Below are 14,115 nucleotides of genomic sequence, written 5' to 3'. Positions count from 1 at the left end.
ACAATGCTGAGACGCTCTCTTATCAAGGCAGCCACCTTTGCGGCGTTTGTCGGCGCGCTTGGCTTCTCGAACGCGGCGCTGGCGGCGGACACGGTCAACGTCCAGCTCGACTGGGTGGTGCGCGGCAATCACGCCATGTTCTTTGTCGGCATGGAAAAAGGCTTCTTCGCCAAGAACGACATCGATGTGAGCGAGGTCCGCAAAGGGTCCGGCTCGCCTGACGCCATGCGGCTGGTGGGTAACGGCAACGCTGAATTCGGCTTCGGCGATCTTCCCACGCTTGCCGTGGCAAGGTCGCAGAATGTTCCCGTCGTGGCGCTCGCGGCGGTCAACCAGCAGTCGCCGCTGGGCATCATTTCGCTCGCCAAGACGCTCAAGCTGACCAAGCCTTCAGACCTCAAAGGCCTGACCATCGGCATCCACCCGGCGGGCTCTACCTACATTTTCTTCAGGGGCTTCCTGGCTGCCAACGGCATGAGCGAGAAGGATATGACGCTCAACAGCGTCTCGCCGCCGTACGAAAGCTACCTGCTGCTCGGACGGGTCCAGACGGTCGTCGGTTATCTCGACGCCGAAGTGCCAGAACTTGAAGCCAAGGCTGGCGGGCCAGGGTCGCTGAGCATCATGCTCGGCGCGGATCACGGCTGGAAGGCCTATGGCTCGGGACTGTTCACCTCGGAAGCGATGATCAAGGACAATGCCGATGTCGTGCGCCGCTTCGTGAAGGCCTACAGGGAGGCTTTCGACTATGTCGCGGCCCATCCGGAAGAAGCTGCCGAAATCACCGCCAAGGCCGTTCCTGGCTATGCGGAGAAGAAGGATGTGCTGCTGGCCCAGCTCAAGGCCGACATAGCTTCGACGTTCAACAGCCCGGCGACGAAGGAACACGGCCTCGGCTGGATGACGAAGACCCAATGGGAAGAGACCTTGAAGACGCTGACGGATCAGGGCGTGCTCAAAACGGCCCTGTCGGCCGACGACGTCTTTACCGACAAATTCCTGGCGGCAGAGTGAAGGTCGGGGGCGGTGTCTGACCTGGCAAAAAGCGAGCGTCTACCGGCAGACCAGCCTGTCGTCCGCTCTGCTGCAGGTCACGGCCATTTGCCCCTTTCTTCCACTGGTCCGGTCGAGCACGATTTGCACGCGCGTGGCGTATGCCTGTCTGGCGAGGCCGCACCACAGCCGCTCGACGGGCAGGTTTTCGCGCTTGTCGTTGAGGATCGCAAATGTCCCGGTTTCTGGATCGAACCACAGCTCGACACGGGCGCTCTTGCCAGGCGCCGCGGTGGCGATCGTGGCCGAATACCAGTGGGCGAAGTCTGCATTGCAGGAAAGCGCCTCACGCCCCGCATTCGAGATCGTCAGCGGCACCGGATCGAGCCCTTCGGTGCCGGTTCGCACAGTGATGTGCCGCAATTCAACCGCGTTGGCGAACGATGTGAACGCCAGAATTATCGGAAGAATGTATCGCACAACCACCTTGCCTGAACTCCGTGTGGAATTGTTCAGGCAGTCTACCTCGCTTTTGCGCAATAACAATAAGAATATCTTGGGTCAACCGAACAGAGAGGGTAACATGTCTAAGTTCCTTAAGGGTAGCGTAAGCGCTGTTATATTAAGCGGACTCTTGCTGGGTAATGCACTTGCCGCCGAAGTCAAGTCCATTGCCATCCTGACGCCGGAAGAAGGCACCGATTATGGCTGGAACCAGCAAGGCATCGACGCTGCCAAGGCAGCGGCGAAAGCTGCCGGTGTCGAGATAGTGACGGCGCAGGGGCTCGGCTATGGCGACGTGCGCCCGACATTGCGCGAACTGGCGGCCGACGGCGCCAGCCTGTTGATTGCCCATGCCAGCGGGTACAACACCGCGGCTCCCGAAATCGCCAAGGAAACCAAGGTGCCAGTGGCGATCGTCGACACGCCGACCGGCCTGGAGGCTGGGCTCGTCGCAGACTACACGCTGAGCGGTCACGAAGGCGCGTACCTTGCCGGCCGTCTCGCCGCCAAGATGTCGCGTTCCAAGTCGGTCGGCATCGTCGTGTCCGGCGAGCCTCCGTCGTGGAACTCGCAGTCGGCGGCGTTCGCGCAAGGTGTGAAGGCCGAGAACCCGGACGTCAAGGTCACCTATGCGGTGATCGGACCCGCCGCCTACAGCGATGCGGCCGGCGGCAAGCGCGTTACCGAAAGCGTGATCGCATCGGGCGCCGACATCATCTTCGGCCAGGGCAACGGCTCGAGCTTCGGCATGCTGCAGGCGGTCGAGACGACCAAGGCCGGCGATGGCGGCAAGGTCTATTTCATCGACGTCATCGGCGACAAGACGCCGATCGACAAAGGCTTCCTGCTGTCGTCGGTGGTTTGGAACATCGAGCCTGTCTATGCGGCGATGATCGCCGACCTCAAGGCCGACACGTTCGGCACCAAGAGCTACTCGATCGGCCTCAAGGACGATTCGGTCAAGCTTCTGAAAACCGCTGCGATCCCGGACAATGTATGGGCGGAGATCCAGACGCTGCGCGAGGACATCGTTTCCGGCAAGACCAGGGTCGATCCGGTCTATGATGCAGCAGCCGTCAGGGCGCTGATGACCAGCGTCGCCCAGTAAGGCGCTTCAATGCAGGTTTCCGGAGGGGTGACAATTCACCCCTCCGGACCGATTTCAAGTTTCAAGGCTTTGGCTTCATGAGCAGTGCTTCCTCATTGTCGGTCGACAAGCACGACATCGTCGCGCTTGAAGGCGTGACCAAACGGTTTCCCGGCGTCGTCGCCAACGACAGCGTCGATCTGGCGATCCGTCCGGGTGAAGTACATGTGCTGCTCGGTGAAAACGGCGCCGGAAAATCCACCTTGATCGGCATGCTGTCCGGCCTGCAGCAGCCGGACGAGGGCCGCATACTAGTCGACGGCGAGCCTATCGCGATCACCTCGCCGCGCCATGCGCTGGCGCTCGGCATCGGAACCGTATTCCAGCACGTGATGCTGGTGCCGACGCTGACGGTCGCGCAAAACCTGTTGCTCGGCGGCCCGTGGTGGCAGCGGCCCAAGACCGAGGAGCTGGAAGTGCGCGTCGCCGAAATCACCAGGGCGCTCGGTATCACGGTCAAGCTGCATGCCAAGGTGTCGGAACTCTCGCTCGGCGAACAGCAGCAGGTCGAGATCCTGCGCGCGATGGTGCGCAACAGCCGGCTTCTGATCCTCGACGAGTCGACCTCGATGCTGACGCCGAAGGGCATCGATGAGCTGGGCGCGCTGATGCGCCGCCTTGTCGAGCAGGGGCTGGCGATCGTCTTCATCACCCATAAGCTCAAGGAGGCGGCGGCTTTTGGCGATCGAATCTCGGTGCTGAAACTCGGCCGCAAGGTCGGCGAAATTCCTCCCGAGCGGTTTCGCGCGCTAGGCGAGCAGGCGATCGTTTCGGAGATCGTCGAATTGATGTTCGGCAAGCAGAAGGACGACCCGGAAGCGTCCGAGCGTCCGGTTCGCACCATTCACGCCGGAGCGGCTCCGCTGCTTCAGGTCCATGAACTCGCGGTCGCATCGACAGACGACGCGCCGGGCCTGTTATCGATTTCGTTCGACATCCGTCCAGGCGAGCTGCTGGGCATCGCTGGTATCGACGGCAATGGCCAGAAGCAACTGGCGGAAGCGCTGGCCGGCCAGCGGGCGACGGTGAGCGGTTCGGTGCGGCTGCAGGGCGCGCCCATCGAGGCGCTGAGCGTCGGAGAACGCCGTGAGCGAGGCCTTCGCTACCTGACCGACGACCGGCTCGGCGAGGGCACGGTCGGGACTTTTCCGGTCTCGATCAACTTCTTCCTCAAGCAGGTGGGCGCCGCTCCCTTCTGGCGTAACGGCGTCGAGCAGCGCGCTGAAATCGACAAGCGCGCCGCTCAGCTCGTCCGCGAATACGACGTGCGCACGCCCAGCCTGAAAACGCCGGTCGCCCGGCTCTCCGGCGGCAATATCCAGAAGGTGCTGCTGGCGCGCGAACTCGCCGAAGGCGCAAAAGTGGTGATCTTCAACAAGCCGACCTATGGGCTCGATCTCGCCAATACATTGGCTTCGCGCCAGCGAATCCGCGATACGGCGGCACGCGGCCTTGCCGTGCTGCTCATCTCCACCGACCTGGAGGAGTTGCTCAGCATGTGCGACCGCATCGCCGTCATCTCGAACGGCTCGCTGGTCGGCACGGTCGAGAATGTCGGCGATGCCCGCTCCAAGATCGGTCGCTTGATGATCGGACTTGCCGCATGAGCATCGACACCGTCCCAGCCGCCGGCGCAACCGCACTCGATGCCACGGCTGCTGTGGTCACGCGCCGCGATATCCAGCATCGGCTGCTGATGACCATCGGCCCTATACTGGCCGCGCTTATCATCGCCGGCTGCATCCTGCTTGCCGTCGGCGTCGACCCGCTTGCCTATTATGGCTTTGTGCTCGAGAGAGGGCTTTTGTCGCCGCTCGGCATCCAGCAGACGCTGACGCGCATGGCGCCGCTGCTGTTTCTTGCCGCCGGCCTGATCGTGGCCTTTCGCGCCGGCATGTGGAATCTCGGCGGCGATGGCCAGTTCCTGCTCGGCGCGGTAACGGCCGCCGCCAGCGCGCCGCTCTTCGTGGAAGTCATGCCTGCCTGGCTGGCGCTGATTTTCTCGTTTGTCATCGCCATGGCGGTTGCGATGCTCTGGTCGCTGGTGCCGGCCCTTTTGCGGGCCTATCAGGGCGTCAACGAGATCATCACCACGCTGATGATGACGTTCCTGGGCACCTCGCTTGCCAATGTGCTGGTCAAGCTGATGTTTCGCGATCCGGGCACAACCGTGCCGCAGACCCGCACCTTGCCGGTCGAGGACCGGCTGCCGCGCCTGTTCGACACGACCATCACCAGCGGCCTGCTTCTGGGACTGGCGGCGATCATCACCGTACATCTGGTGATGACGCGCACGGCCTTCGGCCTGAAGCTGAGGATCGTCGGGGCCAACCCACGCGCGGCCATCCATGCGGGGCTCGGCGTGCCGAAGCTCACCATTGCCGTCTTCGCCATTTCGGCCGGGCTGGCCGGACTTGCCGGCGCTGTCGATATCCTCGGCGTCCAGGGTAACGTCCGCGCCGACTGGAACCCCGCTCATGGGCTGGCGGTCATTCCCGTCGTGTTCCTCGCCCGCATGAACGGCTTTGCCGCCATCGGTTTCGTGTTCCTGCTTTCGGTGCTGTCGATCGGCGGCGAGAGCGCGGCCCGCCGCCTCGGCGTGCCCAATCATTTCACGCTGGTGCTGGTCTCCATCGTGCTGATCGTGCTCGCGCTCGCCGAATACATCGATCACCGCTACAATCAGTCGCGGAGGGCCTGAAGTTATGACCGGGCTGTTCAGCGAAGTCTTTCTCAGCGCGCTTTTGTTTGGCGCGGTCACCGCGGCGATCCCGCTGCTGCTGGCTGGCCTCGGCGAACAGATGTCCGAAAGGGCCGGCGTGCTCAACATCGGCATCGAAGGCATGATGCTGGCCGGCGCCTATCTCGGCTTCGTCGGCGCCTTCTATTCCGGATCGCTGTGGCTGGGCTTTCTCACCGGCGCCGGCGGCGGTATCGCAGTGGCGCTGGTCATGGCGCTGCTTTGCGTGCGCATCGGCTTGAACCAGATCGTCATCGGCATAGCGCTGACATTGGGACTTGAAGGCCTGACGGCGCTGCTCCACCATTTCCAGTTTTCGCGCAGCTATCCCCGCCTGCCAGCGGTGGATGTGACCGTCATTCCGTTGCTGTCGGGCATTCCGGTGATCGGGCCGGCGTTGTTCAGGCAGCATCTGATCGTCTACCTGGCGGTCGCACTGGTTTTCGCCATGGGCTACATCTATCGGCGCACGCAGCTCGGCCTGAACCTGCAAGCGGCGGGCGACAAGCCGGCCGCGCTTGACGTCGCCGGCATCGACGTCGCACGAACCCGCACCATCGCCGTGCTGACGACTGGAGCGCTGGCAGGGCTTGGCGGCGCCTTTCTCGCCAATGTCGGCGCCGGCCTGTTCATTCCCTTCATCACCAATGGCGCGGGCTTTCTCGGCATTGTGCTGGCCATGCTGGCGCGTGGTCGCCCGGTCTGGGTGCTGTTCGGTGCCTTGTTGTTCGGCGTGTGCCTGTCGCTGACGACAGCCATGCAGGTGGCCGGCATCAACATACCAACCGACGTCATCCAGATGCTGCCGTTCCTGGCGGTGATGATCATGCTGGTTCTGTTCGGCCGGCGGGCCAGCCTGCCGGCAGCGCTCGGCATTCCATACGAGCGCGGCGTGCGCTGATCCGGTTCAGGCGCGGACGGGACCCGCGCCAACAGAGGAGAGAACAAAATGTCGGATACCAAGGTCTACCTGCTCGATGGTGGCTCGCTCGTTCTCGACGGCTATCACGTGTTCTGGAATCGCGGCCCCGGCGGCGAAGTGCGCTTTCCCGTCTATTCGATCCTGATCGAGCATGCCGAGGGCCGGTTTCTCATCGACACCGGCTACGACTACGACCACGTCATGAAGGTGCTGCCTTTCGAAAAGCCGATCCAGGAAAAGCAACAGACCATTCCCGGCGCCCTGGCCCTGCTCGGCCTCGAGCCGAAGGATATCGACGTCGTCGTCAACTCGCATTTCCACTTCGATCATTGCGGCGGCAACAAGTATTTTCCGCATGCCAAGAAGATCTGTCATCGCACCGAGGTGCCGCAGGCCTGCAATCCTCAGCCTTTCGAGCACCTTGGCTATTCGGATCTGAGCTTTTCGGCGGATGCTGCCGAAGCGCGTGGCGCGACGGCGCAATTGCTGGAGGGCACGACGCGGGCCAACTCGACCTTCGAGGGCATCGACGGCGATGTCGAGCTTGCCAGGGGGGTCAAATTGATCTCGACGCCCGGCCATTCTATCGGCCATTACAGCTTGCTGGTCGAATTTCCCAAGCGCAAGCCGATCATGTTCACCATCGATGCGGCCTACACGCAGAAGAGCCTTGAAACGCTGTGCCAGGCGGCCTTCCACATCGACCCGGTGGCGGGTGTCAACTCGATGCGCAAGGTGAAGAAGCTCGCCGAGGATTATGGGGCCGAGCTGATGTATTCGCACGACATGGAAAACTTCAAGACCTATCGGACCGGCACGCAATTCTACGGCTGACCGCCGCCAACGAAGAGACAAAGACCATGCGCTATCTCGAACACGCCGAACCGGTCATCACGCTCACCGCCGGGCCGGTGAACGCCTATCCCGATGTGCTGCGCGGCCTCGGCCGCACCGTGCTCTACGATCACGACCCGGCGTTCCAGCTCTTTTACGAGGCTGTGGTCGACAAGGCGCAGAAGGCGATGCGGCTGTCCAACAAGCCGGTCATTCTGCATGGCGAGCCGGTGCTTGGCCTGGAGGCCGCGGCAGCCTCCCTGATCACGCCCGACGACGTCGTGCTCAACCTTGCCTCGGGAGTCTACGGCAAGGGTTTTGGCTATTGGGCAAAGCGCTATTCGCCGCATCTGCTCGAAATCGAGGTGCCCTATAACGAGGCGATCGACCCGCAGGCGGTTGCGGCAATGCTGGAAGCGCATCCGGAAATCAGCATCGTTTCCGTCTGCCATCACGACACGCCGTCGGGCACCATCAACCCGATCGATGCCATCGGTGCGCTGGTTTCGGCGCATGGCGCCTATCTGATCGTCGACGCCGTTTCGTCCTTCGGCGGCATGAAAACGCATCCGGAGGACTGCAAGGCCGACATTTATGTCACCGGCCCGAACAAATGCCTCGGCGCGCCTCCCGGGCTGACGATGATGGGCGTCAGCGAGCGGGCCTGGGCGAAAATGAAGGCCAATCCACTGGCGCCGCGCGCGTCGATGCTCAGCATCGTCGATTGGGAGCATGCGTGGTCGAAGGACAAGCCGTTTCCGTTCACGCCGTCCGTCGCGGAGATGAACGGGCTCGACGTCGCGCTCGACCTCTACCTCAATGAGGGACCGGCGGCGGTGTGGGCGCGCCACGCGCTCACCGCCAAGGCCATGCACGCCGGCGTCGCCGCGCTGGGTCTGTCGATCTGGGCGGCCAGCGACATCATCGCATCGCCGACCACGACTGCCGTCCGGACGCCCGAAGGCATCGACGAGGAGGCGCTTCGCCAGGCTGCGCGCGCCCGTTACGGCGTGGTGTTCTCGTCGGGCCGGGGCGAGACATTGGGCAAGTTGACGCGCATCGGCCATATGGGCCCGACCGCCCAGCCGATCTATGCGATCGCCGCGCTGACGGCACTTGGCGGCGCGATGAGTGCTTTGGGCGAAAAGCTCGCGGTCGGCAAAGGCATCGACGCGGCGCTCGCCGTTATCGACGCCGACGCCTGAGATGAAGTCACAGATCACATGGAGCACGGAAATGACTGAACGGCTTGCGGGAAAGACCGCCCTGGTTACCGGGGCCGCACAAGGCATCGGCAAGGCGATCGCCGCGCGCTTGGCCGCCGATGGCGCGACCGTCATCGTCAGCGACATCAATGCGGAAGGCGCCGAAGCGGCGGCGGCGGCGATCGGCGCAAAAGCGAAGGCGATCGCCGCCGACATTTCCGATCCGGCATCCGTCAAGGCGCTCTTCGCCGAGATCCAGGCACTGACCGGTGGCATCGATATCCTGGTCAACAACGCCAGCATCGTGCCCTTCGTCGCCTGGGACGATGTCGACCTCGACCATTGGCGCAAGATCATCGACGTCAATCTGACCGGAACCTTCATCGTCAGCCGCGCGGCAACGGACCAGATGCGTGCCGCCGGCAAGGCCGGCCGGGTGATCAGCATCGCCTCCAACAGCTTCTTTGCCGGCACGCCGAACATGGCGGCCTATGTCGCGGCCAAGGGCGGCGTCATTGGCTTCACCAGGGCGCTCGCCACAGAACTCGGCAAATACAACATCACCGCCAACGCGGTGACGCCGGGCCTGATCGAGAGCGATGGGGTCAAGGCGAGCCCGCACAACGAGGCGTTCGGCTTCGTCGAGATGCTGCAGGCTATGAAAGGCAAAGGGCAGCCGGAACATATCGCCGATGTGGTGTCGTTCCTGGCCTCGGATGACGCACGCTGGATCACCGGCCAGACGCTGAATGTCGACGCCGGCATGGTGCGCCACTAAAGCGCCGACGTCTGAAAGGATCCATCCGCAGCGCTGATACTCGATGGAAGCTTTAGTCGAAAATTTCGATTACATTTATCCGCGCGAAACCGGAGACCCGAGATGAAACCTCGGTCCGCAATTGTCGCCCTTACCCTTGCCCTGGTTGCCGGGCCTAACGCGGCAACATCGCAGGAGCGCGGCTGTCGCAGTCCCGAACCCGTCGACACCATAAACGAGATGTTCTCCGCGATCGTCGCCTGTTGGGAGCCGCCGCCCGGAACCGCGGGCATGACCCTGACGCTGCAGTTCTCAATTCGCCGAAACGGCACACTTATCGGCAAGCCTCGCGCCACCTACTCCCGTCTGGGGGATGATGGCAGCCTCAACCGGGCTTTCGTCGCTTCCGTCCTCGAGGCCCTCGACAAGGCTCTGCCACTGCCGGTTTCGGACAGGATGGGTGGGGCGATCGCAGGGCGTTTGCTGTTCCCTCGCTTCACCGCAGCGAGCGGGGATGAATCCTGAAACGCGTTCGGCCTAAACCGGCGGGTTCTGCGGCTGGAAGAATTTGCCGCGCTCGGCGATCAGCACCATCACCAATGCGCCAAGCGAAACGCTGCAGAATCCGGCGGCCAAGGGCGTCACCGTGCCGTTGAAGGCTTGGCCGATCAGCGTGCCGAGCACGCCGCCGAGGAAGGTCTGCATGAAGCCCAGAATGGACGACGCTGTCCCGGCCAACTGGCCGAGCGGCTCCATGGCGAGCGCGTTGAAATTCGCGCCGAGTGCGCCGAACGGGACCATCGTGCAGGCAAAGAAGGTGATGAAAAGCCAGAGCGGCATCTTCATCTGGATGGAAACGACCAGCCAGGCGAGGCTGATGGCCAGAAACAAGAGCAGCGCGCTTTGCGACAGGCGGCGCATGCCGATGCGGCCGACAAGGCGCGAATTCAGATAGCTCGAAAAGGAGAGCACGCCGGCGATCCCTGCGAAAATCACCGGGAACATCTCGCCGACGCCGAAGACGTCGACATAGATCTGCTGCGCCGAGTTGATGAAGCCGAACATCGCACCGAAGGCAAAAGTGCTGGCGAAGGCATAGCATAGCGCGATGCGATTGGTCAGCACGATGCGGAAACCGCCAAGGACGGATGATGCCGTCAGCGGCCGGCGATATTCGGGATGCAGCGTTTCCGGCAGCCGCAGCAGCGACCAGGCTGAGACGACCAGTGCGCCTGCCGCCATTGTGATGAAGATCCAGTGCCAGGAGGCAAACAGCATGATGAACTGGCCGATGCCTGGCGCCACCACCGGAATGGCCATGAACACCATGAAGATCAGCGACATCACCTCAGCCATGCGCCGGCCATCGAACGTGTCGCGCACGATCGAGACGGCGATGACGCGTGTGGCCGCGGCGCCGATGCCTTGCACCACCCGGCACAGGATAAGCGTAGCGAATGTCGGGGCGACCGCCGCCGCACTCGCCGCTGCGACGTAGATAACCAGTCCGACGACGAGCGGAGCGCGGCGTCCGAAGCGGTCCGAGATCGGCCCGAAGAAGAGCTGTCCGCCGCCAAAGCCGAGAATATAGGCGGCAATCACATATTGGCGGTGGTTTTCATTTTCCACGCCCAGCGAGGCGCCGATCTGCTGCAGCGCCGGCAGCATGATGTCGATGGCCAGCGAGTTGAGCGCCATCAATGCCGCGCACAGTGCGATGAATTCCCAGCGCGGAATAGGCAAGGTGCTTGCCTGTTGCTGCGCTTCTGCATGCTGATCCACGGCAAAGTCCGATCTTCAAACGAAAAAGCGCCGGCGCACCGGCGCATTCATTCGTCTTGTGCCCCGATACCGGGGAGATAATCAGCTTGGCGAAGTGCCCTAAATGTCCGTCAGGCGGCGCCTTTGACGCTCACGCCCTTTTCGACGAGGAACGTCTGCAGTTCGCCTGCCTGGAACATCTCGCGGACGATGTCGCAACCGCCGACGAACTCACCCTTGACGTAGAGCTGAGGGATCGTCGGCCAGTTGGAGTATTCCTTGATACCTTGCCGCAGCTCGGCCGAGGTCAGCACGTCGACGCCCTTGTAGTCGGCCCCGATATAGTCGAGGATCTGCACGACCTGACCGGAAAATCCGCATTGCGGGAAACCGGGCGTGCCCTTCATGAAGAGAACGACGTCGTTAGCCTTCACTTCGCTGTCGATGTAGTCGTTGATACCGCTCATAGAAAATCCTTTCATGCCCGCGGGAGCCGGGCTCGAAACATTCCCTTTCAAATAAACCCATAGGTTGCCTGAAACAAGACGTTTGCCGCCCTCGTCACGCAAATGGCGCAAAGGATGGCCTGAGCCAAGAGCGTCGGACGGCTATTTTCCCAAGCCAGCAAACCCCCAAAAAAGCTTACTCCGGCACGCTGGTCTGCAGTGCGAGCGCGTGCAGCACGCCGCCCATATTGCCCTTCAGCGCGTCGTAGACCATCTGATGCTGCTGGACGCGGCTTTTTCCGCGAAAGCTTTCGGCCACCACTTCGGCCGCATAATGGTCGCCGTCGCCGGCCAGGTCGCGAATCGTCACCTTGGCGTCCGGAATGCCTTCCTTGATCAGCCGTTCGATGTCGTGCGCGTCCATTGCCATGCGAGAATTCCTTGTTCAGATCTCATAGATATGATCGAAACGGCGGATGAACCACACCGAAAACGGGCCCACTCGATCAAATCAGGGGTCCACGACCTCATTTGCCATGAAGCGAGGAAACCAGGATTCGTGGGCAGCGGTCAATTCGCCGACAGCGATCGCCCGCGCCTCGCCAAGTTTCAACTCACGGCCGCCGGTCGAGCCGATCCACGGTGCGAAGATGCCGAGCTTGCTCTGCTGTTCGCGAATGGCGTCCCATTCCTTGCTTTGCGGATCGATCGACAGCGTCAAGAGGTAGCGGCCCTGATCCTCGCCGAACCAGACCGGGATCGAATCGGTCCCGACCAGGCCGGGGACGGTTGCGCCGATGCCGGACGCCATCGCCATTTCGGCCAGCGCGACGGCAATGCCGCCATCGGAAACGTCATGCGCTGATGTGACGACGCCGGAGGCGATCAGAGTGCGTACATGGTCGCCGACGCGCTTTTCGTGGTCGAGGTCGACCGGCGGCGGCGGGCCATCGGTGCGGCCATGGAGGTCGCGCATATAGGCCGACTGGGCGAGATGCGTTCCCCACATCGACGGCGCGCCGACCAGCAGGATCATCTGGCCCTCGGCGGCAAAGCCGATCCGCGCCATCTGGGACCAGTCGGCGATCAGTCCGACGCCGCCGATGGTCGGCGTCGGCAAGATGCCTTGCCCGTTGGTTTCGTTGTAGAGCGAGACATTGCCGGAGACGATCGGAAAGCCGAGCGCGCGACAGGCGTCGCCGATGCCTTTCACGGCGCCGACCAACTGGCCCATGATCTCGGGTCGTTCCGGGTTGCCGAAATTGAGGTTGTCGGTGGCCGCGAGCGGCAGGGCGCCGGTGGCGGTAAGATTGCGCCAGCATTCGGCCACCGCCTGCTTGCCGCCCTCGTAAGGGTCGGCCTCGCAATAGCGCGGCGTCACGTCGGAGGAGAAGGCGAGCGCCTTGGTCGGATGGCCCTCGACGCGCACCACGCCGGCATCGCCACCCGGAAGCTGCAGCGAATTGCCCTGGATCAGCGTGTCGTATTGTTCCCATACCCAGCGACGCGAGGACAGGTCGGGCCCGCCAAGCAGTTTCAGCAGCGCCTCGGCGACATCCGCTTGCGGTGCATCGCCGGCCGCCAGCGGCGCCGGCTTCTTCGGCTCGGTCCAGGGACGGTCATATTCCGGCGCCTGGTCGCCAAGGTCCTTGATCGGCAGATTGGCGACTTCGTCGCCCTGGTGCAGCACGCGAAAGCGCAGATCGTCGGTTGTCTTGCCGACGATGGCGAAGTCGAGGCCCCATTTGTGGAAGATCGCCTCGGCTTGCTTTTCCTTTTCGGGGCGCAGCACCATCAGCATGCGCTCCTGGCTCTCCGACAGCATCATCTCATAGGCGCTCATGCGCTCCTCGCGCACCGGCACCTTGTCGAGGTCGAGCTCGATGCCGAGGTCGCCCTTGGCGCCCATCTCGACCGCCGAGCAGGTGAGGCCGGCAGCACCCATGTCCTGGATGGCGATGACGGCGCCGGACGCCATCAGTTCGAGGCAGGCTTCGAGCAGGCATTTTTCGGTGAACGGGTCGCCGACCTGAACGGTGGGCCGCTTCTCGTCGATCCTGTCGTCGAATTCGGCCGAGGCCATGGTGGCGCCGCCGACACCGTCGCGGCCGGTCTTGGCGCCGAGATAGACGACCGGCAGGCCGACGCCCTTGGCTTCCGACAGGAAGATCGCATCGGTCTTGGCCAGCCCCGCCGCAAAGGCGTTGACCAGGATGTTGCCATTGTAGCGCGCGTCGAAATTGACTTCGCCGCCGACCGTCGGCACGCCGAAGGAATTGCCGTAGCCGCCGACGCCGGCAACGACGCCGGCAACCAGGTGCCTGGTCTTGGGATGGTTCGGCGCGCCGAAGCGCAGCGCGTTCATTGCCGCGATCGGCCGGGCGCCCATGGTGAAGACATCGCGCAGGATGCCGCCGACGCCGGTCGCCGCACCCTGATAGGGCTCGATGAAGGAGGGGTGGTTGTGGCTCTCCATCTTGAAGACGACGCAGTCGCCGTCGCCGATATCGACCACGCCGGCATTCTCGCCCGGGCCCTGGATGACCTGCGGCCCGGTGGTGGGCAGCGTGCGCAGCCACTTTTTTGAGGATTTATACGAGCAGTGCTCGTTCCACATCGCCGAAAAGATGCCGAGCTCGGTAAAGCTCGGCTCGCGCCCGACCAGGTCGAGGATGCGCTGATATTCGTCGGGCTTCAGCCCGTGCGCGGCAATGAGTTCCGGAGTGATCGGCACGGAATTGGAAATGGTCATGGGCGGCAATTTATGTCCTTGGGATCGAGTCCCGTCTTATCGCAAGCTTTGCAG

14 protein-coding genes are annotated in these 14,115 nt (G+C 63.1%); 9 read left to right on the top strand and 5 right to left on the bottom strand.

Annotated elements, in window-relative coordinates:
* The first annotated feature begins 3 nt into the window (after positions 1–3).
* On the top strand, positions 4–1,014 hold the full coding sequence (locus X738_RS53135; protein ID WP_023798264.1) for an ABC transporter substrate-binding protein: 1,011 nt from the start codon (positions 4–6) through the stop codon (positions 1,012–1,014).
* Between the two features lie 39 nt (positions 1,015–1,053).
* Here X738_RS53135 and X738_RS53130 read toward each other — a convergent pair whose 3' ends face one another.
* The gene (locus X738_RS53130; RefSeq protein ID WP_373420402.1) at positions 1,054–1,473 is read right to left on the bottom strand and encodes a hypothetical protein; all 420 of its coding nucleotides are present in this window, start codon (positions 1,471–1,473) and stop codon (positions 1,054–1,056) included.
* A 154-nt stretch (positions 1,474–1,627) separates the two neighbouring features.
* Between X738_RS53130 and X738_RS53125 the strand changes: the two genes are divergently transcribed.
* From X738_RS53125 to X738_RS53090, 8 genes are all read left to right on the top strand, one after another.
* The gene (locus X738_RS53125) at positions 1,628–2,605 is read left to right on the top strand and encodes a putative B6 ABC transporter substrate-binding protein (RefSeq protein ID WP_023798262.1); all 978 of its coding nucleotides are present in this window, start codon (positions 1,628–1,630) and stop codon (positions 2,603–2,605) included.
* 77 nt (positions 2,606–2,682) lie between these two features.
* Positions 2,683–4,251, top strand: a complete 1,569-nt coding sequence (locus X738_RS53120) for a putative B6 ABC transporter ATP-binding protein (RefSeq protein ID WP_023798261.1) — start codon at positions 2,683–2,685, stop codon at positions 4,249–4,251.
* Positions 4,248–5,345 carry a putative B6 ABC transporter permease subunit 2 gene (locus tag X738_RS53115; RefSeq protein ID WP_023798260.1) on the top strand — a complete coding sequence of 366 codons (1,098 nt, stop codon included), beginning with the start codon at positions 4,248–4,250 and terminating at the stop codon, positions 5,343–5,345. Before X738_RS53120 ends, X738_RS53115 begins: the two co-directional genes overlap by 4 nt.
* 4 nt (positions 5,346–5,349) lie before the next feature.
* The gene (locus X738_RS53110; protein WP_023798259.1) at positions 5,350–6,285 is read left to right on the top strand and encodes a putative B6 ABC transporter permease subunit 1; all 936 of its coding nucleotides are present in this window, start codon (positions 5,350–5,352) and stop codon (positions 6,283–6,285) included.
* Between the two features lie 48 nt (positions 6,286–6,333).
* Complete coding sequence (gene pldA / locus X738_RS53105; protein WP_023798258.1) at positions 6,334–7,140, top strand: 4-pyridoxolactonase; 807 nt, start codon at positions 6,334–6,336, stop codon at positions 7,138–7,140.
* A 26-nt stretch (positions 7,141–7,166) separates the two neighbouring features.
* Positions 7,167–8,345 carry a pyridoxamine--pyruvate transaminase gene (gene ppaT / locus X738_RS53100; protein WP_023798257.1) on the top strand — a complete coding sequence of 393 codons (1,179 nt, stop codon included), beginning with the start codon at positions 7,167–7,169 and terminating at the stop codon, positions 8,343–8,345.
* A 31-nt stretch (positions 8,346–8,376) separates the two neighbouring features.
* Positions 8,377–9,123, top strand: a complete 747-nt coding sequence (pldH, locus tag X738_RS53095; RefSeq protein ID WP_023798256.1) for a pyridoxal 4-dehydrogenase, SDR-type — start codon at positions 8,377–8,379, stop codon at positions 9,121–9,123.
* Between the two features lie 102 nt (positions 9,124–9,225).
* A complete protein-coding gene (locus X738_RS53090) occupies positions 9,226–9,627 on the top strand; it encodes a hypothetical protein (protein ID WP_023798255.1) in 402 nt (133 codons plus the stop codon).
* Positions 9,628–9,639: 12 nt separating this feature from the next.
* Here the strand turns inward: X738_RS53090 and X738_RS53085 are convergent, their stop codons facing one another.
* The 4 genes from X738_RS53085 to purL form a co-directional block, all read right to left on the bottom strand.
* The gene (locus tag X738_RS53085; protein WP_023798254.1) at positions 9,640–10,884 is read right to left on the bottom strand and encodes a multidrug effflux MFS transporter; all 1,245 of its coding nucleotides are present in this window, start codon (positions 10,882–10,884) and stop codon (positions 9,640–9,642) included.
* A 110-nt stretch (positions 10,885–10,994) separates the two neighbouring features.
* Positions 10,995–11,330, bottom strand: coding sequence for a Grx4 family monothiol glutaredoxin (gene grxD, locus X738_RS53080; protein WP_023798253.1), 336 nt, complete (start codon positions 11,328–11,330; stop codon positions 10,995–10,997).
* 175 nt (positions 11,331–11,505) lie between these two features.
* Positions 11,506–11,739 (bottom strand): BolA/IbaG family iron-sulfur metabolism protein, encoded by a 234-nt coding sequence (locus X738_RS53075; RefSeq protein ID WP_023798252.1) that lies wholly within the window; start codon positions 11,737–11,739, stop codon positions 11,506–11,508.
* Positions 11,740–11,820: 81 nt separating this feature from the next.
* Entirely contained in the window at positions 11,821–14,061 is a 2,241-nt protein-coding gene (gene purL, locus X738_RS53070; RefSeq protein WP_023798251.1) for a phosphoribosylformylglycinamidine synthase subunit PurL, read from the bottom strand.
* Positions 14,062–14,115: the final 54 nt, after the last annotated feature.

It is taken from the genome of Mesorhizobium sp. L48C026A00 (assembly GCF_000502375.1).
Lineage (GTDB): Bacteria > Pseudomonadota > Alphaproteobacteria > Rhizobiales > Rhizobiaceae > Mesorhizobium > Mesorhizobium muleiense.
The sequence above is the reverse complement of the archived record's forward strand: the minus strand, read 5'-3'. Positions and strand labels throughout refer to the sequence as shown.

What these genes read in the sequence shown, in the direction of transcription:
- X738_RS53090 (WP_023798255.1), top strand. Translation starts at nt 9,226, where the DNA reads ATGAAACCTCGGTCCGCAATTGTCGCCCTTACCCTTGCCCTGGTTGCC.
- pldH (WP_023798256.1), top strand. Translation starts at nt 8,377, where the DNA reads ATGACTGAACGGCTTGCGGGAAAGACCGCCCTGGTTACCGGGGCCGCA.
- X738_RS53120 (WP_023798261.1), top strand. Translation starts at nt 2,683, where the DNA reads ATGAGCAGTGCTTCCTCATTGTCGGTCGACAAGCACGACATCGTCGCG.
- X738_RS53110 (WP_023798259.1), top strand. Translation starts at nt 5,350, where the DNA reads ATGACCGGGCTGTTCAGCGAAGTCTTTCTCAGCGCGCTTTTGTTTGGC.
- purL (WP_023798251.1), bottom strand. Translation starts at nt 14,061, where the DNA reads ATGACCATTTCCAATTCCGTGCCGATCACTCCGGAACTCATTGCCGCG.
- grxD (WP_023798253.1), bottom strand. Translation starts at nt 11,330, where the DNA reads ATGAGCGGTATCAACGACTACATCGACAGCGAAGTGAAGGCTAACGAC.
- X738_RS53115 (WP_023798260.1), top strand. Translation starts at nt 4,248, where the DNA reads ATGAGCATCGACACCGTCCCAGCCGCCGGCGCAACCGCACTCGATGCC.
- ppaT (WP_023798257.1), top strand. Translation starts at nt 7,167, where the DNA reads ATGCGCTATCTCGAACACGCCGAACCGGTCATCACGCTCACCGCCGGG.
- X738_RS53135 (WP_023798264.1), top strand. Translation starts at nt 4, where the DNA reads ATGCTGAGACGCTCTCTTATCAAGGCAGCCACCTTTGCGGCGTTTGTC.
- pldA (WP_023798258.1), top strand. Translation starts at nt 6,334, where the DNA reads ATGTCGGATACCAAGGTCTACCTGCTCGATGGTGGCTCGCTCGTTCTC.
- X738_RS53075 (WP_023798252.1), bottom strand. Translation starts at nt 11,739, where the DNA reads ATGGCAATGGACGCGCACGACATCGAACGGCTGATCAAGGAAGGCATT.